A 16,631-nucleotide genomic window follows, 5' to 3' on the forward strand; every position below is an offset into this window, starting at 1 on the left:
ATGATTAAAGTCATGGCGGGCTTTCGGGTCCTCGAGCTTGCGCAATTCACCTTCGTTCCGGCGGCGGGAGCCATCCTGGCCGACTGGGGAGCCGACGTCATCAAGGTCGAGCACCCGGCGCGTGGCGACACTCAGCGCGGCTTCCTGAACATGGGTGGCATCCAGATCGATCCGGAGCGACACCCGCTGATGGAACATCCCAACCGCGGCAAACGCAGCGTCGGGATCGACGTCTCCACGCCGGGCGGTCAAGAGGTGATCTACGAACTGGCCAAGTCCGCGGACGTGTTCCTCACCAATTACATGCCCGCGCAACGCCAGAAGCACAAGTTCGACGTGGAGCACATTCGCGCGGTGAACCCGAACATCGTGTACGCACGGGGCTCGGCCTACGGCGACAAAGGGGCCGAACGTGACACCGGCGGCTATGACGGAACGGCCTTCTGGACGCGCAGCGGCATCGGGTACGCTCTGACGCCCGAGGCGCTGGGCGGCGCACTGGGACAAGGTATTCCCGCATTCGGTGACTCGATCGGCGGCATGTTCATCGCCGGGGGCATCTCGGCCGCGCTGCTGCATCGCGAGCGCACCGGGGAAGCCGTCGAGCTTGACGTGTCGCTGCTGAGCACGGCCTGGTGGGCAGCGGGTGCAAGCGTGACGCAAGGCATGGAGACCGGCGAGGTGATGCGCACGCCGATGCCGGGATCGCTTGCGCCCTCGGTGAATCCGTTCATGGGCAACTACGAGACCTCCGACGGCGGCACGATCAACCTGTGCATCATCAGCCCGACCGGATTGATCCGCGACACGTTCGAACACCTCGGCATTCCCGAGGCGGCCGACGATCCGCGCTTCGCCGACGTGCTGCCGCTGATCCAGAACGCCGACGCCGCCGCCGAGCTGATCGCAAAGGCCTTCGCAGCAAAGCCCTTTGACTACTGGCGCGTGCATCTCAAGACGATGAATGGCCAATGGGCGCCGTTCCAGAGCCTTCTCGATCTGGTAGAAGACGAGCAGGCGCTCGCCAATGACATGATCGCCGAAGTCGAGCTCGGCGGCGGGGGCAAGCCCTTCCGCGTGGTCCGCGGCCCCGTTCAGTTCAATCACGAGCCGTTGACGACGACGCGGGCGCCGCAGGCCAGCGAGCACACCGAGTTGGTCCTGATGGAACTCGGCATGGATTGGGACCGGATTGAGGAACTCAAGAATGCAGGAGCTATTGCGTGACCTCCACTAACAACGATGTCGCCATCATCGGCGTGGGTCTGCACCCCTTCGGACGCTTCGCGGGCAAGTCGGCGATGCAGATGGGCGTCGACGCCATCCTCGCCGCGGTCGCCGACGCCGGCATCGCGTGGCAGGACGTCCAGTTCGCCACCGGCGGCAGTTGGACGGTGGCCAACCCGGACGCGATCGTCGGCATGGTCGGCCTGACCGGTATCCCGTTCACCAACGTGTTCAACGCCTGCGCGACCGCCGCCAGCGCCGTCAAGGCCTGCGCCGACGGAATCCGGCTGGGCGACTACGACATCGGGATCGCCGTCGGCCTGGACAAGCACCCGCGCGGCGCGTTCACCGAGGATCCCGCACTGGTCGGAATGCCGCGCTGGTATGCCGAAAACGGCCAGTACCTGACCACCCAGTTCTTCGGCATGAAGGCCAACCGCTATCTGCACGAGCACGGTGTCTCCCAGCAGACCCTGGCTAAGGTGGCGGCCAAAAACTTCCGTAACGGGGCATTGAACCCCAACGCGTTTCGCCGCAAGCCGATCTCCGAAGAAGACATCCTCGGCTCGACGATGCTGAATTACCCGCTGACCCAATACATGTTCTGCGCGCCCGATGAGGGCGCCGCCGCCGTGGTCATGTGCCGAACGGACATCGCGCATCGCTACAGCTCCAGGCCCGTTTACCTGCGGGCGGTGGAGGTCCGCACCCGCCGCTACGGGGCCTACGAGGTCAACACCACCTGCGCGCCCGTCGAAGAGGACGTGGCCCCAACGGTTTACGCGGCGCGGGCCGCATTCGAAAAGGTCGGCATCGCCCCCGCCGATGTCGACGTGATCCAGCTGCAGGACACCGACGCCGGCGCCGAGATCATCCACATGGCCGAGTGCGGGTTCTGCGGGCATGGCGAACAGGAGAAGCTCCTGGCCGACGGCGCCACGGAGATCAACGGCGCGATGCCGGTCAACACCGACGGCGGGCTGATCGCCAACGGCGAGCCCATCGGCGCTTCCGGTCTGCGGCAGATCCACGAGATCGTGCGCCAACTGCGCGGCGAGGCCGGCGAGCGCCAGGTGCCCGGGGACCCGAAGGTGGGGTTCACCCAGCTGTATGGCGCGCCGGGCACCGCCGCGGCGACCATCCTCACGACCTGAGCGGGGGACCTCGCCGCGCCGGGTGACCGGCGTCAGCCCTGAGCGGGCGCGCGGAAGTGCACGGTATGGTCGCCGCGGTGCTGCGCGGCGGCCACGAACGCGAACCCTGCCGGTTCCGCGAGTTCGCGCAACTGCGCCACGCTGAGCCGATCGGGATCGAGAAGCATCTCCTCAAAGACGAGCCGGCCGCCCGGCTTCAGCACGCGGCGCAGCGAGCGCAGGCACGCATGCGCGTCGGGCACCTCCCCGATTACCGCCGCCAAAAAGGCCACATCGAAGGTGTGGTCGGCAAAGGGAAATTCCTCGCTTGCCTGCCCGCTGGTGAACCCCACGTCGAGGAACCCGGCTCGCGCGAGTCGCCGGTGCGCCTTCTCCAGCATCTCCGGTTGCAAGTCGAATAGCTCGAGCCTGCCGTCGGTGAGCCGACGGGCAATCTCCACACTGAAAAACCCCGGCCCAGGACCGAGTTCGAGCACCGATTCGGCGCCGGTCAGGGCCAGTGCGTCGATGACGCGTCCCGGCTTGAGCACGACCCGCCGAATCGGATTGTCGAGCAGAAACGTTGCCTGGTGCGGAAATGGTGACGGCGCCGGATCGCGCCGTTTCCGCAGCAGCGCAGTCATCCACGTTGTCGACATGAGACCTCCCTATCGTGAAGTTAGGGTACCCTAACTTCACGATAGGTCGCAATGCTTCGGGCCGGCGCCGCCTCAGGAGGCTTTTTTCGCGGCCGGCGCGTACGCCGGCTTGCCCAGGCCCAGCACATATTGCGCGATCATGTTGCGGAACACCTCCAACGTGCCGCCGTAAATGCCGACCAGTGGGGCGAATCGATAGACGTACTCCGCGGCCCCGTCGTCGGCCGCGCCGTCGGTGCCGACCGGCAGGGTGGATGCCGTGCCCAGGATGTCCATCAGGTCCGGGGAGATGTCACGCATCGTCTGCGCGAGGGCGACGCGCCCGAAGATGCTGGGCGCACTCAGCGACGCTTCCATCCGCGCGACGCTGCGGCCCAACCGATAGGCCACCGCGGAGTCGTCAATAATCTTGTGCCCGTTTGGATCTCGCTCCGCGACCTTGGCCGCCGCCTTATCCAGGGCGTCGGCCATGAAGCCGGCCTGATGCATCATGATCGAGACGTCCTGCAACCCGTCGGGGGCGGCCGCCACCGCCCCGTGCTCGGTGTTGAGAGGTTCGCGCAACACCGACCAGCCCGCATTCACGTCGCCCAGCCGGTACTTGTCGTCGACGCGCACGTCGCTGTAATAGACGATGTTGGTGCGGTCGCCGTCGACGGTGCGGATGCCCTGGATCTCGATGCCCGGGGAGTTCAGCGGGACCAGGAACATGGTCAGGCTCTTGTGCTTCTGGGCGCCCGGATCGGTGTTGGTGATGAGGAAGACGTACTGGCAGTTGTGCGCTCCGGTGGTGAACATCTTGGAGCCATTGACAATCCAGCCGTTACCGTCCCGCACCGCGCGCGTCTTGCAGGTGGCGATGTCGGATCCGCCCTCGGGCTCGGTGTAGCCCAGGCACAGTCGAACGTGTCCACTGAAGACGGCCGGCAGCACTTCGTCCTGTAGCTCCGCGGAGCCGAACCGGGCGACCGAACGGGCCACCATGGCGGTCGTCCCCCAGGTCACCCAGGGCACGTGCGCCCGCCGCTTCTCCAGCTCCCAGATCCGGCGGCGCACCCGGCCGAAGCCTCCATCGGACTGCGGCTTCCATTCGCGTTCGAGGTAGCCGGCCGCGCCCAGCGCCAGGTGGACCCCTTCGTCGAAGTTGTCGCCCGTTTCCCGGTCCCGCCGCCTGACGTCTTCTGTCACATGCGTACGCAGGAAATCACGCGCTTCTTCCAGGAAGCGGTGATCGCCTTCGGACAGCGTGACTCGTGAGAAATCCACTCAGGCGCCCTTTCCACTTTCGCGTGCCGCGACCAGCTCGCCGACGTACTTGGCGCTGGCGCCGGGATCCCCACCGGCCAATGCCCAGCCACGGGCACGCAACAGATACGCCGTCGCCGCCGCCTCCGCCGAAACCCCAAGTCCCCCTTGGATATGCACCGCCATGGTTGCGGCCTTTGCCGCCTCCTCCGCCATGAACACGAGGGCGGAGGGCGCCAGCTCCGGCCGCTCGCGCGGCTCGTTGTCCAGGAACCACGCCGCGCGCCGCGCCAGATTGCGGCCGCCCTGCACGGTGATCGCAATGTTGGCCAGCGGATGAGAAATGCCCTGCAGCGTCGAGATCGGCACACCGAGTGTGTAGCGGGTCTTGGCGAACTCGGCCGCGATGGTCATGGTCTCCTCCACCAGACCCACCAACGCCGCGGCGGTCAGTACCCGCCATTCATCGAGCGCGCGTTGGTATTCCGCCAGCGCGTCGGCTCCGCCGGTCAGCACGGTGCGGGTGTCGGCGGCCGCCGGATCGACCCAGGCCATCGGCAACCGGCCGATGTTGTCCACCTTGGCCGGGCGAGTGCCGAACGTGAGCGCGACGACCTGGTCGCCGTCGCGCACGATGATCTGGTCGGCGATCGATCCGGTGGGCAGGAGCCGGGTCCCGGCGACGTTGTCGTGCTGCGGGTCGAACGCCGCGAGTCGCGTGCCGTGCACGATGTCGGGTTCGGCCGCGCCCAGACGAGCCAGCAGTCTTGCGGTGCACACCTGGTCGATCCACGGCACCGGTGCCAGCGACCGGCCGATCTCCTCGGCCACCAGGGTCAGATCGACGAGCGTCGCCCCGTCTCCACCTGCGGCTTCCGGAACCGCCATGGACGTTGCGCCCATGGCGCACAACCGCTCCCACAGGTTCTTGTCGAAGCCGGTTTCCTCCGCGGCGCGCACCGTCTCGATCGAACAGTGCGTCTTGAAGAAATCGCGGTAGGCGGCCTGTAGCGCCTCATGATCCGGCGTCAGGCTGTAGTCGAGCCTACGTAGTTCGTAGCGGTCCATCCTTAGCCTTCCTCCTGGCCGCCGAAGAAGAATTCTTGGGCATTGTTGTAGAGATAGTTGTCGACCACATCGGCGGGCAGGTCCAGCCCGGCAGCTTCGGGAATGACGCGGTGCATCTTCAGCACCGGCCAGTCGGAGGCGAAGATCACCTTGTCCGGTCCGCGGGTCCGCATGTAGTGCAACAGGCTCTCCGGCAACCGCTTTGGCGACCACGCTGACGTCATCAACCGCAGGTTGGCGTATTTGAGCAACAGCCTGATCGCCACGTCCCACCACGGGTCCGCGCCGTGAATCATGCACAGCTTCAGTTCGGGAAAACGCACGCAGACCCGATCCAGGTGGATCGGATTCTGCACCTCCCCCGGGATGGGGGGCCCCGGGATGCCGGTGTTGACGCACAGCGGAAGTTCGAGCTCGGCGCACTTGGTATACAGCGGGTAATAGACGGCGTCGCTGGGCGGGTACTGCCCGTCACCCCAAAAGCTAGGTCCCACAGCGGCATAGGCGACGGGCAGGTCATCGACGAGGGCGGAGAGTTCCCGCAGGGACGGCATCGGCCGTAGCAGGTTCACCCCGCCCAACGCCAGGGCGAAACGGTCGGGCATGTCCTCGACGAATTTGCGCGCGGTCACCGACGGCTTGACGAGGCTGTCCATCAAGACGGCCTTGCGCACCCCCTGGGCGTCCATCTCGTCGAGCAGCTCCGGCAACTCGACCGGCGCGAACATGGACTCCGGCCCCTTGAAGTAGTCGTCACGCACCTTGAGCATCCAGGTGGGCTGCCGCTCGGTCTCACCGAAGTGCACATTGACCAGGCAATCGATAGCTCTCATGTCGACATCGGCGCCTTTGCTGTCGCGTGACGTTTCGCCCAACGGTAATCGGCCTTGCCATTGCCCAGCCGCTGGACCTGGTCGACGACTAGGAACTCCTTGGGTGCCTTGAATCGCGCCAGTCGCTGCGTGCAGAGCCTGTGCAGTTCTTCGGCGGGCCCGGCGGCTCCGTCGCGGAGTTCGACGAGGGCGACGAGTTCTTCGCCCCAGCGCTCGCTGGGGCGACCGACCACCAACGCATCGGCGATCGCCGGGTGGGCGCGCAGCACCTCTTCGACCTCCTCGACGAAAACCTTCTCACCGCCGGTGTTGACCACCAGCGAGTCACGACCGTACAGCCGCAACGCCCCGTCGGGTTCCAGACCGGCCCGGTCCCCGGATATCACCACCCGCTTGCCGTCGATCTCAGGGAAGGTCTTGCCGGTGGCGTCGGGATCGTCGAAGTATCCCAACGGTATTCGCCCTTCCCTGGCGACCCAGCCCACCTCCGATTCGCCGGGCGACAGGAAGTGGCTGTAGTCCTCGGACAGCACCAATCCGCCGTCACGCAGCGTGAAGGTGTCGGTCTGGGTGCCGTGCCGGCTATGGCCGAAGCCCATGTTCCCGGTCTCCGACGATCCGTAACCGTTGATGAGCGTGATGTGGGGTAGCAGCTCCAGCAGGGCTTGCTGATACTTCGGATTCGTTGCGGCACCGCCGGTGCCGATGGCGTACAGCGACGACAGCTCGTAGGAGCCGTGCTGCAACTCGGTCACCAGCGGGGCGGCATATGCGTCCCCGACCATCGTCATCAAACCGACCTTCTCGCGCTGCGCCGTCTCCCACACCGACCGCGGCTCGAGCTTCTTGCCGGTGTCATACATCACCACGGTGGTGCCCGCCATGATGGCCGAAAACGCCGTCCACATGCCGGCCGCGTGCATCAGCGGCGAGACGGCGAACCACGGCGCGCCGCCGGTGCCGCGCACCTTGTCGTGGATCTCCTGGGCGCAGGCGTGGTCGGCCCCCACCATCGACGACACGTAGATGTCGGACTGCCGCCACAGCACACCCTTGGGCCGCCCGGTGGTTCCGCCGGTACAGATCATCAACAGATCGTCCGGGGAATCCGTCCCGCCGTGGTCAGTATCCCCTTGCGCCAGTGCGTCATCCAAGGACACCGCGCCCGACAGCTCCGGGGCGCCGCTTGCGTCGTCGACCGACAGCAGCAGTTCGACGCCGTCACGGGTGAGCACGTCGGCGAATTTCTCGCCCAGCGCGCGGTGGTAGATGACCGTCCGGGGCCTGATGTAGTCGAACAGCTCGCCGACCTCGCGCGGCGTGTAGTGGTAGTTGATGTTGACCGGGACGGTCCGGGCCTTGAGGCAGCCGATGACCATGTCCGGGTACAGATCGTTGTGCATGACCAGCGCTACCCGGTCCTGCCCGCATTCCCAGTTCCGCAGGGCAAAGCGTTCTCGATGCGCCCCTAACCCGTTGGCCGCCAGGAAGTTCGCCAACCGCCGGGTGCGCTCCGCCGACTCTCCGAAGGTGCTGCGGCGGTTGCCGCACACCGTCATCGTCCGGTCGGGGATGACGGCGGCGATTTCGTCGAGAACCGCCCCGATGGTCCATTCGCTCACGGAAGTAACCGGCCCTGGGCAATCACGTCGATCAGGCGGGCGAGCCGACTTGGACACCGAGGAGGTCTAGCGCGTTGTCCCGCATGATCTTTCGAACATCGGACTCGCTGAAGGCTTTCAGCTCCTCGACGAACGACACCGGCGACTCCAGGCCCTCCCCGTGCGGCCAGTCGGAACCGAACAGAATCTTGTCGACGCCGATGGCCTCGGCAAGCTCGGCCAGGTCGTCCTCGTAGTAGGGGGCAATCCAGATGCTGTTGCGCAGCTGTTCCACCGGGTCTTCGGGGAAGTACCGGGGTTGGGTGTTCGCGGCCTTCTTCAGGCGCTTGATCAGCCGGTGCACGAAGTAGGAGCCGTTCTCGATGCTGACCGCCTTGAGCTTGGGATGACGGGTGAACACCCCGTGCACGATCATCGAGGCCATCGTGTCGTGGATGGCGCGGTCGTCGAGGAGAACCTGATCCAAGGGATCCTTGGCGCCGAATCCCTCGAACGTCGCCTTGCCGCCCCAGGCCGCCGCGATGTGCAGATAGCCGCTGTCGGACAGGTGGAATCCCACCGGCACCCCCGCCTCGGCCAGCCTGGCCCACACCGGGTCGTGGCCGGGGTCGCCCAGCGACCGCGGCTTGACCAAGCCGGGCACCGGCGCCGGCCGCACCAGCACCAGTTTCGCGCCGCGCGCCAACACGAATTCGACCTCTTCGACGGCCTTGGCCGGGTCCGCCAGCGAAATGATCGGCGCGGCAATGATTCGGTGATCGGGCCGGTCGAAACCCCAGTCCTCATCCAGCCACAGGTTGAACGCATGCACCGACGCCACGGTGGCCTCGATGTCGTGCTTGAGCGCCTCCTCGACCCCGCACGCGAAGGTCGGCAGCATGAACACCGTCTCGATCTCCTGCGTATCCATCACCGTGATGCGCGCGTCGCGGTCCTGGTACTCGGGATGGTCCGCCAGCCGTTCGACCTTCATCAGCGAGGCCGGGTCGACGCCTTCGGGGATCTCGCCGCGGAACAGCAGATCGAGACAACCCGGCACGATGATCGGGTCAAAGGTCGGGTTGGGGATGAAGTGGTTCACCCGGTCCCCGATCACGGCCCAGGTGCGCTTGCCCTCGTTGACCATCTGGACGCCGCGCCGCTTGAACTTCTTGTCCAGGTGGCGAGTGAACGAGTCCACCGGCTCGTAGTAATGGTTGTCGACGTCGATCGCCCGATAGTTCAGGGCCATGACCGTAATCCTTTCCGTCAGCCTGTTACTCGCCCAGCGGCGCGAAATCCGGCGGCCGCTTCTGTAAGAAACTGGTGATGCCCTCGATGACGTCGGGCCGCAGCAGCGACTCGTGCATCAGCCTTTCGGCGCGGTCGCTGACGTCGGCCACCTCCCGCAGCGCGCCGCCGTAGGCCTGCTGTTTGACCACCGCCATGGACGCGGGGGAACAATTGCGGGCGATGTCGTCGGCGTACTCCATGGCGCGCGCCATCAGCTGATCGGGTGCAACGACTTCCTTGACCAGGCCGAGTTGCGCGGCCTCCTCGGCGGAGAAGGTGCGCCCGCTGAGCAGCAAGTCCATCGCGGCACCCCATCCCGCGAGGCGCGGCAGAATCCAGGAGATGCCGTACTCGGCGATCAGTCCCCGGCGGGTGAACGCGGTGGCGAACTTGGCGCCGGCGGCCGCGAACCGGACGTCACACATCAGGGCGTGAGTCAGTCCGATGCCGACGCAGGCGCCGTTGACGGCGGCGATGATCGGTTTACGCAGCGCGGTGAGGAAGTGCGGGTGCCGGTCACCGACCAGCTTGGTGACGTCGGTGTCACCATTGCCCAGCTTGTCGTCGATGGCCCCCGCGCCACCCAGATTCGCACCGGCGCAAAAGCCCTTGCCGGCACCGGTCAACACGATCACCCTCACGGCCGGATCGGCTTCGGCGCGGTCGATGCATGCGTAGAAGCCCGCCGAGATGTCGGGGCCCCAGGCATTGAGCCGCTGCGGACGATTGAGCGTCAGAACCGCAACACCGGTTTCAGTGGTCTCATACAGCACCACCTCATCGGTGACCACACGGTCGGCGGCGCTCATCGAACCGTCCCCTCATAGCTGACCAGTAGGCAAGTTTGTCCCCATACTGTATACCTATCGGTACTGCATTCCACAACTGCCGCCGCCCGGCCGGGAAACCCCGACTAAACTGCGATTTCGGGCGCCGAAGCGTCGCTTCATCCACCCTCGTATCGGCCCCTCGGGAGGCGACCGTTTTGGCGGACCCGTCACCCCCGAACCGCCATCACGCGGGGCGGATCTCTCGGACGTTAACTGTCGCCGACGTGGCAAGACTTAATTCGTGTGGTGTGTGACACATCGACAGCACGTTTGCGTCGGACGGGCGATCGGGAAACCCATCACAAGCCAGCTGACAATGGGAGGGAATTTCAATGGTTGACGTCAAGAGCGGCCCGATCGAACTTGTTCGAGGCATCATCGAAGATGCCCTGGGGAAGACCAAGCAGGTCATCGGGATCATCATCGGCAACAACGGCCTGGTCGAAGAGGGTAAGGCGCAGCAGGACAAGGCGGAGGCGCAGCGCAACGCCGGCAAGAAGGAAGCCGCCGCCGAAAAGGCCCGCGCCAAGGCCAAGGCGCACGAGCAGCGTGAGCGGGCCGAGCAGAACTAAGGCCGATCAAGCGAGCGGGCCCGGTCATCGACCGGGCCCGCTTCGCTGCGCGTAATCCCTTTTACCGCAACACGGTTTCGAGAAGGCCCAGGCGCTGGTAGGCATTTTCGATCTGGGCTTTCGCGGCGTCGGGCAATTCGGCTTGCGGCGGACGAGAATGCGGATAGGCGCCGATGGGCAGGCCCAGCAGAGACGCTGCGTACTTGAATGCGCCGCCCCAGTGGGTGAAGTAGTCCGCGCGCCCCGGGTAGCACGTCCACCAGGATCCGATGTCGAGGTCGAACTGGTCCAGGCCGGACTCGCGTCCGTAGTCCATGGCCTCGACGAGTTTGTCGCTCTGCACCAGATCCCAGTACTCGGAAAACAGTCGCCGCGTGGGTGTTTCGAACAGGTAGCCCGCGGTGCCCAGCTGGGCCGGGCAGACGATCCCGTCGCGCAGCCAGCCGGCGCGGTATACCGTCTTGTCGCATTCCCACACCGCAAGACCGGGCGCCAGTTCGTGCAGCATCCGGCTGCTTGCCGGGCGGAAGGCGCCCTCCTTGGTGGCACACACCGCCGGAACCTCGTGGTAAATCCGGGCGCTTTCGGCCGGCGTCAGCACATAACCCGACGACGGTGAATTGAACATGCCCAAGGCGATATCCGTGCGCACCGCCACGTATTCGAAGAAGCGCAGCACGCCCTCGCCGCCATGCGCCTCCATCATCGGCGTCTGGATGTAGGCGATGTCAGCGCCCGCCTCCTGGGCGTGCACGGTCAATTCCACGCAGTCCTTCGCCGACATGGCCGCCGTGCAGGCCTGGACCACGACGTCGGGATTGATGCTCCGGGCCTCCTCGACGGCCACCTCAAGCAGACGTTTGCGCTCGTCGAGCGTCAGCGACCAGAATTCGGCGATCCCGCTGGTACACCACAACATCGGATGCCCGAGATCACCCACGCAGTAGCGCACCAGCGTCCGGTAGGCGTCCCAGTCGATGTCATCGCCGTCGGTGCCGCAGAACGGGGTGTAGAGGGAGTCGCCGATCCCACGCAATGCGCCAGGCGCCCACGCACGCGCCTCTGCTGCCCTAGCCACAATCGACTCCTTTTGTCTGCCAATCGATTTCCTCGACCTGTCGTCAGGTGAAGTCTGAACCGCCATCGACGTTGACGTTGGCTCCGGTCACGTAGGAGTTGCGCCGCGAAGCGCTGGTCAGCATCGATTTCGCCGCCGTGTAGGCGGGCAGCATCACGCCGTGCCGCTGGGTGGAGTGCGCCGAGAAGTTGACGATCCGCGCCCACGGCGCCGTGCGCAGCAGCGGCAGCGCCGCACGCACGCAGCGCACCATTCCCAGCACACCGTCGTCGACGGACTGGCGCCACTGGTCGTCGGTCAGATCCTCGAAGCTGCCCGCGGCGCCGGGCCCCACCGTGATGACCAGAAGCGTTGAGTTCGCCGTCCCGGCGCTGGGCGAGCTCGCTGGACACCTGGCCCACCGCGCCGTCGTCCCCGATGTCGGCCGTCAGTCCGATCGCGTCCGGGCTGCCACGTAGTGTGAGGTCGGTCACCGCGGTGTCGAGGGCATCTGGGCTACGGCCGACCACCGCGACCCGCGCGCCTTCCTCGGCGAAGCAGCGTGGCGTCGCCAATCCCATACCCCGGCTACCACCGACTACCAGCGCCTTGGCATTCGCCAGCCCTAGATCCATTGCGCGATCCGTAGCTCCAGTCCGGTCATTTTCGCCCGTCCAGCCGGTTTACCAAAAAGCCTACGATAGGTATTACAGTAGCAGAGGAAGAACGCGACACGAAGGCATATACGCAGGTCAGACAAGAAGTGCCGGTAAATTCGACTCTACCGGCCGCACGGCCGCCGGACCGCATGCACGAAACGAAATGTTGATGGAGGTGCCCGTAGTGGCAAAACAGGCAACCGCCGATAAGCGTCAGCGACGCGAACGCGGGTCCATCAATCCCGACGACATCATCAGTGGCGCGTTCGAACTCGCGGAGCAGGTGTCGATCGACAACCTGAGCATGCCGCTGCTCGGCAAACATCTCGGCGTCGGTGTGACGAGCATCTACTGGTACTTCCGCAAGAAGGACGACCTGCTCAACGCAATGACCGACCGCGCCCTGAGCAAGTACGTCTTCGCCACTCCCTACGTCGAGGCCAGCGACTGGCGCGAGACCTTGCGCAACCACGCGCGATTGATGCGTAAAACCTTCATGGGCAACCCAATTCTGTGCGACCTGATTCTGATTCGCGCGGCCCTTTCTCCCAAGGCGGCGCGGATGGGCGCACAGGAGATGGAAAAGGCGGTTGCCAATCTGGTGCAGGCCGGCCTGTCACCGGAGGATGCGTTCGACACCTATTCCGCGGTGTCGGTTCACGTGCGCGGATCGGTGGTGCTGCAACGGCTCTACGAGAAGAACCAATCGTCGGACGTCGGACCCCGGGCCATCGAGGACGCCGTGTCCATCGACCCGGAAAAGACGCCGCTGCTTGCCCAGGTGACCCGGATAGGCCACCGCATCGGCGCGCCCGATGAAACCAACTTCGAGTACGGCCTGACCTGCATTCTCGACCACGCCGGCCGCCTGATCGACGAGAGCAAGGCGGGCTCGTCGTCGGGACAGCGCAAGCCGGCCAAGTCGACCGGCGCTCGGGGCCGGGCCAAGGCGGCGGCCTCGCGCTAGGGGTGGCCGAAACCGCCTGCTACGCATCGGGTTCTGGCACGTGAAAGTGCTCGTCGCGCAGCCGGAACGCCTCGCGTGCGCCGTGCTCTGCGCGGGTTTTGACGAAGTTGAATTCGTCCGGGCCGAATTGCAGGTTGGTGCCGAAGGCGTGGAACAGATAGCCGGCGACTTCTTCACCCTGGTACGCCTGGCTCTGCTCGACAAGCCGGAATGCCTCCTTGGCGATGACGACCCCGTCAGCGGGCATCTTCGCCGCCTTCTCGGCCCAGTACCGCGCCCGCGCCGTCACCGCGCCGGGATCGCAGGTGTCGGTGAAGATCCCCAGGTGTTCGAACTCACCGGCCTCGACGATGTCGCCGGTCAACAGCAGGCGCCGGGCCAGTACCGGCCCGAGCCGGTGAAAGAACATGTGCAGGCTGCCGAGCGCGGGCCCCAGGAAACGGGTGGCCGGCATGCCGATCTTGGTGTCGCGCGCGATGACCGAGATGTCGGTCATCAGCGCCATCTCGAAGCCGCCGCCGAGCGCGTAGCCGGCGATCTCCCCCACCGTCACCTTCGGGAAGCCCATGAAGTTGTGATAGAAGCCAAAAGACTTGCGGTCCACGGTGAGTCGCCGGCGCTGGCTCGGGCGACGTTTGGCTGCGCGGTCGTCGCCGTCCGCCTGCTGTCGTGGCGCGGACGAGCCGTACCACCCGTAGGCATTGTTCATGTCGGCCCCGGTGGAGAAGACACCCTCGGCGCCGCGCAGCAGCACCACGGTGAGGTCGTCGTCTTCGGCCACCCGGTCCAGGCAACGGGCGACGGCCTCGCGCATGGTCGCGTCATAGGAGTTGCGTTGTTTCGGATTGTTCAGCGTGATGGTGGCGATCCGCCGATCCGCATCGACATCGAAGAGCACGCGATCGTCGGAAGTGCTCGAGCCGGTCATCTGTCGGACTCCTTTCGGCGCTTGCCGAATCGCGATCCGGCAAGCTTCTCCGGGCGTGCGGCCAACGTGTCGACCTCGCCGGTACACAGGACTTCGTCGTCGAGCAACAGCCGCCCGGTCGACGTGATGCCGCGTTCACCCGTGGAGCGCGCGATGTCGAAGCGCAGCTCGGTCAAGACGGGTGTCGGTCTGCGGAAGGTCACGACCAAAGATCGCGTCTTGCCGGACAGGCCGGTGACGCAATTGTGGTGCTGGATCACGCAATCGAAGAAGACACCCAGAAATCCACCGTGCACCAGTCCCGGTGGCCCCTCGTACACCAGCGGGAACTCCACACTGCCCGTTGCGTTCTCGGCATCGAACCGGTCGAACCGGTATTCGGGGAAGCACGGGTTGTACGCACCGATATCGGTCGCGTGATCGAGGTAGACCCGTCGCGGGTCATCGGGCAATTCGCCGATGCGCGGCGCGTTGTCCTTCGGCGCCGCGGCCGCCAGTTCGCTCTCCCACTCGGTGAACTTCTGCAGCATGGCATCCACCGCGTGGTGCGGATGCTCGAGGGAGACCAACAGCGAGCTCAGGCGCCGCATGGCGGCCGCGGCGGCGACGGCCTGGGCAAGCGGCGCCTCACCGAATCTCCCGTCGCCGTTGCTCGTCGACGGGGGCGCGACATGCCTCTCCTCGATCGCCATAGGCGCCGCTCCTCCTCATCGCTTCGCTGGCATTGTCGCCGGCGCGGAGCCGTGGCCGTCTCTTTCACCCTGGTTGTTCCGCAGGCAGCGTATCCTTGCTAACTTATACAGCGTATCAATCGTATTGCCTACTGTATGGGTAACCGTATCGGCGAGGAAAGGCCGGATCGACGGTGAGTCAGGGGGCCGACACGGCCGATGCCGAGGGTTCGGTAACAGTGCACCGTGACGGTGCGGTGCTGGTGCTGACGCTCGATCGCGGGTCCCGGCGTAATTCGTTGACCCAGTTGATGATCGGGACACTGGTCGATGCCCTCACCGATGCTGCCGCCGACGATTCGCTGCGGGCCGTACACATCCGCGGCTCCGGCGACGACTTCTGCGCCGGCGCCGACTGGGTCGCCGCCAACAGGTCCGGCGGGCAGCGTCCCCGCACCGGCGACCTGGTGCGGCGGATCCCCCATGCGGCGCATCGGGTGATCGAGCTCGTGGCGAGTATCCAGCTGCCGGTGGTGTGCAGCGTGCGGGGCTGGGCGGTGGGATTCGGCTGCAACCTGGCGCTGGCCGCCGACTTCACCGTGGCGGCCGACGACGCGGTGTTCTGGGAGCCGTTCATCGACCGTGGGTTCAGCCCGGACTCGGGATCCAGCTGGCTGCTGCCCCGCCTCGCCGGCCTGGCCCGGGCCAGGCGGATGCTGCTGCTCGGCGAGAAGGTCAACGCGCCGGACGCGGTGGACTGGGGCCTGATTCACCAGGCGGTGAAAGGCCCGGACCTCGAGCCCACCGCCGGCGAGCTGGTGGGCCGGCTGGCTTCCGGGCCGACGGCCGCGATCGGCCTGGCCAAACAGGCGCTGACCTTCGGCCAGCATGCGACGCTGCCCCAGTCCCTGACCCAGGAGCTGTTCAATCTGGAATTATCCTGCCGGACAAACGATTTCAAGGAGGGCCTGGAGGCGTTCCGGCAGCGTCGGGATCCGGATTTCCGTGGCCGCTGACCGGAGCAGCGCCAAGCACGACGCGCCGAGCCGCTCTACGAAGGGACGATTGATGCCCACTGGTTCGTTCGACACGATCAAATACGAAGTCGACGGGCACACCGCGACCGTCACCCTGAACCGTCCGGATGCCCTCAATGCGCTCAGCCCGCACATGGTCACCGAGCTTCGGGCCGCCTACGACGAGGCCGAAAACGACGACAACGTCTGGCTCACCATCGTGACCGGCATCGGCCGCGCGTTCTGCTCCGGCGCCGACGTCAGGGAGATCCCCGAAGACGGCAAAGTGATCTACGAGAGGCCATACCTATCGACCTACGACCAATGGGAGGCCCCGCAGGAAGGCACGCCGCCATTTCGCACGACGGCCAAGCCCGTCCTGACCGCCGTGAACGGAATCTGCTGTGGCGCAGGCATGGATTGGGTCACCACGACCGACATCGTCATCGCATCCGAGCGGGCGACCTTCTTCGATCCGCACGTCAGCATCGGACTGGTGGCCGGCCGCGAATTGGTGCGGGTGTCGCGGGTGTTGCCCCGCTCGATCGCGCTGCGAATGGCGTTGATGGGCAAGCACGAGCGGATGAGCGCGCAGCGCGCCTACGAGCTCGGGCTGATCAGCGAAATCGTCGATCACGACCGCCTGCTGGAGCGGGCCCACCAGATCGCCGACATCGTCAATTCGAATGCGCCGCTGGCCGTCCGGGGCACCCGGCTGGCGATCCTCAAGGGCCTCAACGTACCGGTGCACGAGGCGGAGATACTCGCCGAGACCTTCCGCGAGCGGGTGCTGCGCACCGAGGACGCGGCCGAAGGCCCCAGGGCGTTCGTCGAGAAACGCGCACCGAATTGGCAGTGCCGATGAGTGACCC

General features: G+C 66.0%; 16 protein-coding genes and 1 pseudogene. 6 read left to right on the plus strand and 11 right to left on the minus strand.

The window, feature by feature from the left end; translation table 11 throughout:
- Positions 1-12: 12 nt before the first annotated feature.
- Both OQ789_RS16090 and OQ789_RS16095 read left to right on the plus strand, forming a co-directional pair.
- A complete protein-coding gene (locus tag OQ789_RS16090; RefSeq protein ID WP_324687102.1) occupies positions 13-1,227 on the plus strand; it encodes a CaiB/BaiF CoA-transferase family protein in 1,215 nt (404 codons plus the stop codon).
- On the plus strand, positions 1,224-2,381 hold the full coding sequence (locus OQ789_RS16095) for a thiolase family protein (protein WP_324686986.1): 1,158 nt from the start codon (positions 1,224-1,226) through the stop codon (positions 2,379-2,381). Before OQ789_RS16090 ends, OQ789_RS16095 begins: the two co-directional genes overlap by 4 nt.
- 32 nt (positions 2,382-2,413) lie before the next feature.
- On the opposite strand, the gene OQ789_RS16100 is transcribed toward OQ789_RS16095, so the two are convergent.
- The 7 genes from OQ789_RS16100 to OQ789_RS16130 form a co-directional block, all read right to left on the minus strand.
- Positions 2,414-3,004 carry a class I SAM-dependent methyltransferase gene (locus OQ789_RS16100; RefSeq protein ID WP_324687103.1) on the minus strand — a complete coding sequence of 197 codons (591 nt, stop codon included), beginning with the start codon at positions 3,002-3,004 and terminating at the stop codon, positions 2,414-2,416.
- Between the two features lie 87 nt (positions 3,005-3,091).
- Positions 3,092-4,285: an acyl-CoA dehydrogenase family protein gene (locus OQ789_RS16105; protein WP_324686987.1), complete on the minus strand. Its 1,194-nt coding sequence runs from the start codon at positions 4,283-4,285 to the stop codon at positions 3,092-3,094.
- Entirely contained in the window at positions 4,286-5,332 is a 1,047-nt protein-coding gene (locus OQ789_RS16110) for an acyl-CoA dehydrogenase family protein (protein ID WP_324686989.1), read from the minus strand.
- A 2-nt stretch (positions 5,333-5,334) separates the two neighbouring features.
- Complete coding sequence (locus OQ789_RS16115) at positions 5,335-6,165, minus strand: amidohydrolase family protein (RefSeq protein WP_324686990.1); 831 nt, start codon at positions 6,163-6,165, stop codon at positions 5,335-5,337.
- Positions 6,162-7,787 carry an acyl-CoA synthetase gene (locus OQ789_RS16120; protein WP_324686991.1) on the minus strand — a complete coding sequence of 542 codons (1,626 nt, stop codon included), beginning with the start codon at positions 7,785-7,787 and terminating at the stop codon, positions 6,162-6,164. Before OQ789_RS16120 ends, OQ789_RS16115 begins: the two co-directional genes overlap by 4 nt.
- Before the next feature lie 31 nt (positions 7,788-7,818).
- Positions 7,819-9,018 carry an amidohydrolase family protein gene (locus OQ789_RS16125; protein WP_324686992.1) on the minus strand — a complete coding sequence of 400 codons (1,200 nt, stop codon included), beginning with the start codon at positions 9,016-9,018 and terminating at the stop codon, positions 7,819-7,821.
- A 25-nt stretch (positions 9,019-9,043) separates the two neighbouring features.
- Positions 9,044-9,868, minus strand: a complete 825-nt coding sequence (locus tag OQ789_RS16130; protein ID WP_324686993.1) for an enoyl-CoA hydratase — start codon at positions 9,866-9,868, stop codon at positions 9,044-9,046.
- Positions 9,869-10,221: 353 nt separating this feature from the next.
- On the opposite strand from OQ789_RS16130, the gene OQ789_RS16135 reads away from it, so the two are divergent.
- On the plus strand, positions 10,222-10,461 hold the full coding sequence (locus tag OQ789_RS16135) for a CsbD family protein (protein WP_324686994.1): 240 nt from the start codon (positions 10,222-10,224) through the stop codon (positions 10,459-10,461).
- A 61-nt stretch (positions 10,462-10,522) separates the two neighbouring features.
- Here the strand turns inward: OQ789_RS16135 and OQ789_RS16140 are convergent, their stop codons facing one another.
- Positions 10,523-11,539 (minus strand): dihydrodipicolinate synthase family protein, encoded by a 1,017-nt coding sequence (locus OQ789_RS16140; RefSeq protein WP_324686996.1) that lies wholly within the window; start codon positions 11,537-11,539, stop codon positions 10,523-10,525.
- Positions 11,540-11,582: 43 nt separating this feature from the next.
- A pseudogene (locus tag OQ789_RS16145) lies at positions 11,583-12,153 on the minus strand (SDR family NAD(P)-dependent oxidoreductase).
- 193 nt (positions 12,154-12,346) lie between these two features.
- Between OQ789_RS16145 and OQ789_RS16150 the strand changes: the two are divergent.
- On the plus strand, positions 12,347-13,144 hold the full coding sequence (locus OQ789_RS16150) for a TetR/AcrR family transcriptional regulator (RefSeq protein ID WP_324687104.1): 798 nt from the start codon (positions 12,347-12,349) through the stop codon (positions 13,142-13,144).
- A gap of 19 nt (positions 13,145-13,163) precedes the next feature.
- On the opposite strand, the gene OQ789_RS16155 is transcribed toward OQ789_RS16150, so the two are convergent.
- A complete protein-coding gene (locus OQ789_RS16155) occupies positions 13,164-14,072 on the minus strand; it encodes an enoyl-CoA hydratase/isomerase family protein (RefSeq protein ID WP_324686997.1) in 909 nt (302 codons plus the stop codon).
- On the minus strand, positions 14,069-14,764 hold the full coding sequence (locus OQ789_RS16160; RefSeq protein ID WP_324686998.1) for a hypothetical protein: 696 nt from the start codon (positions 14,762-14,764) through the stop codon (positions 14,069-14,071). Before OQ789_RS16160 ends, OQ789_RS16155 begins: the two co-directional genes overlap by 4 nt.
- 173 nt (positions 14,765-14,937) lie before the next feature.
- Between OQ789_RS16160 and OQ789_RS16165 the strand changes: the two genes are divergently transcribed.
- The gene (locus tag OQ789_RS16165; RefSeq protein ID WP_324687000.1) at positions 14,938-15,759 is read left to right on the plus strand and encodes an enoyl-CoA hydratase/isomerase family protein; all 822 of its coding nucleotides are present in this window, start codon (positions 14,938-14,940) and stop codon (positions 15,757-15,759) included.
- Positions 15,760-15,811: 52 nt separating this feature from the next.
- A complete protein-coding gene (locus OQ789_RS16170) occupies positions 15,812-16,624 on the plus strand; it encodes an enoyl-CoA hydratase/isomerase family protein (protein WP_324687001.1) in 813 nt (270 codons plus the stop codon).
- Positions 16,625-16,631 lie beyond the last annotated feature (7 nt).

Origin of the sequence: Mycobacterium sp. 94-17, assembly GCF_035617725.1 — a bacterium.
GTDB lineage: Bacteria > Actinomycetota > Actinomycetes > Mycobacteriales > Mycobacteriaceae > Mycobacterium.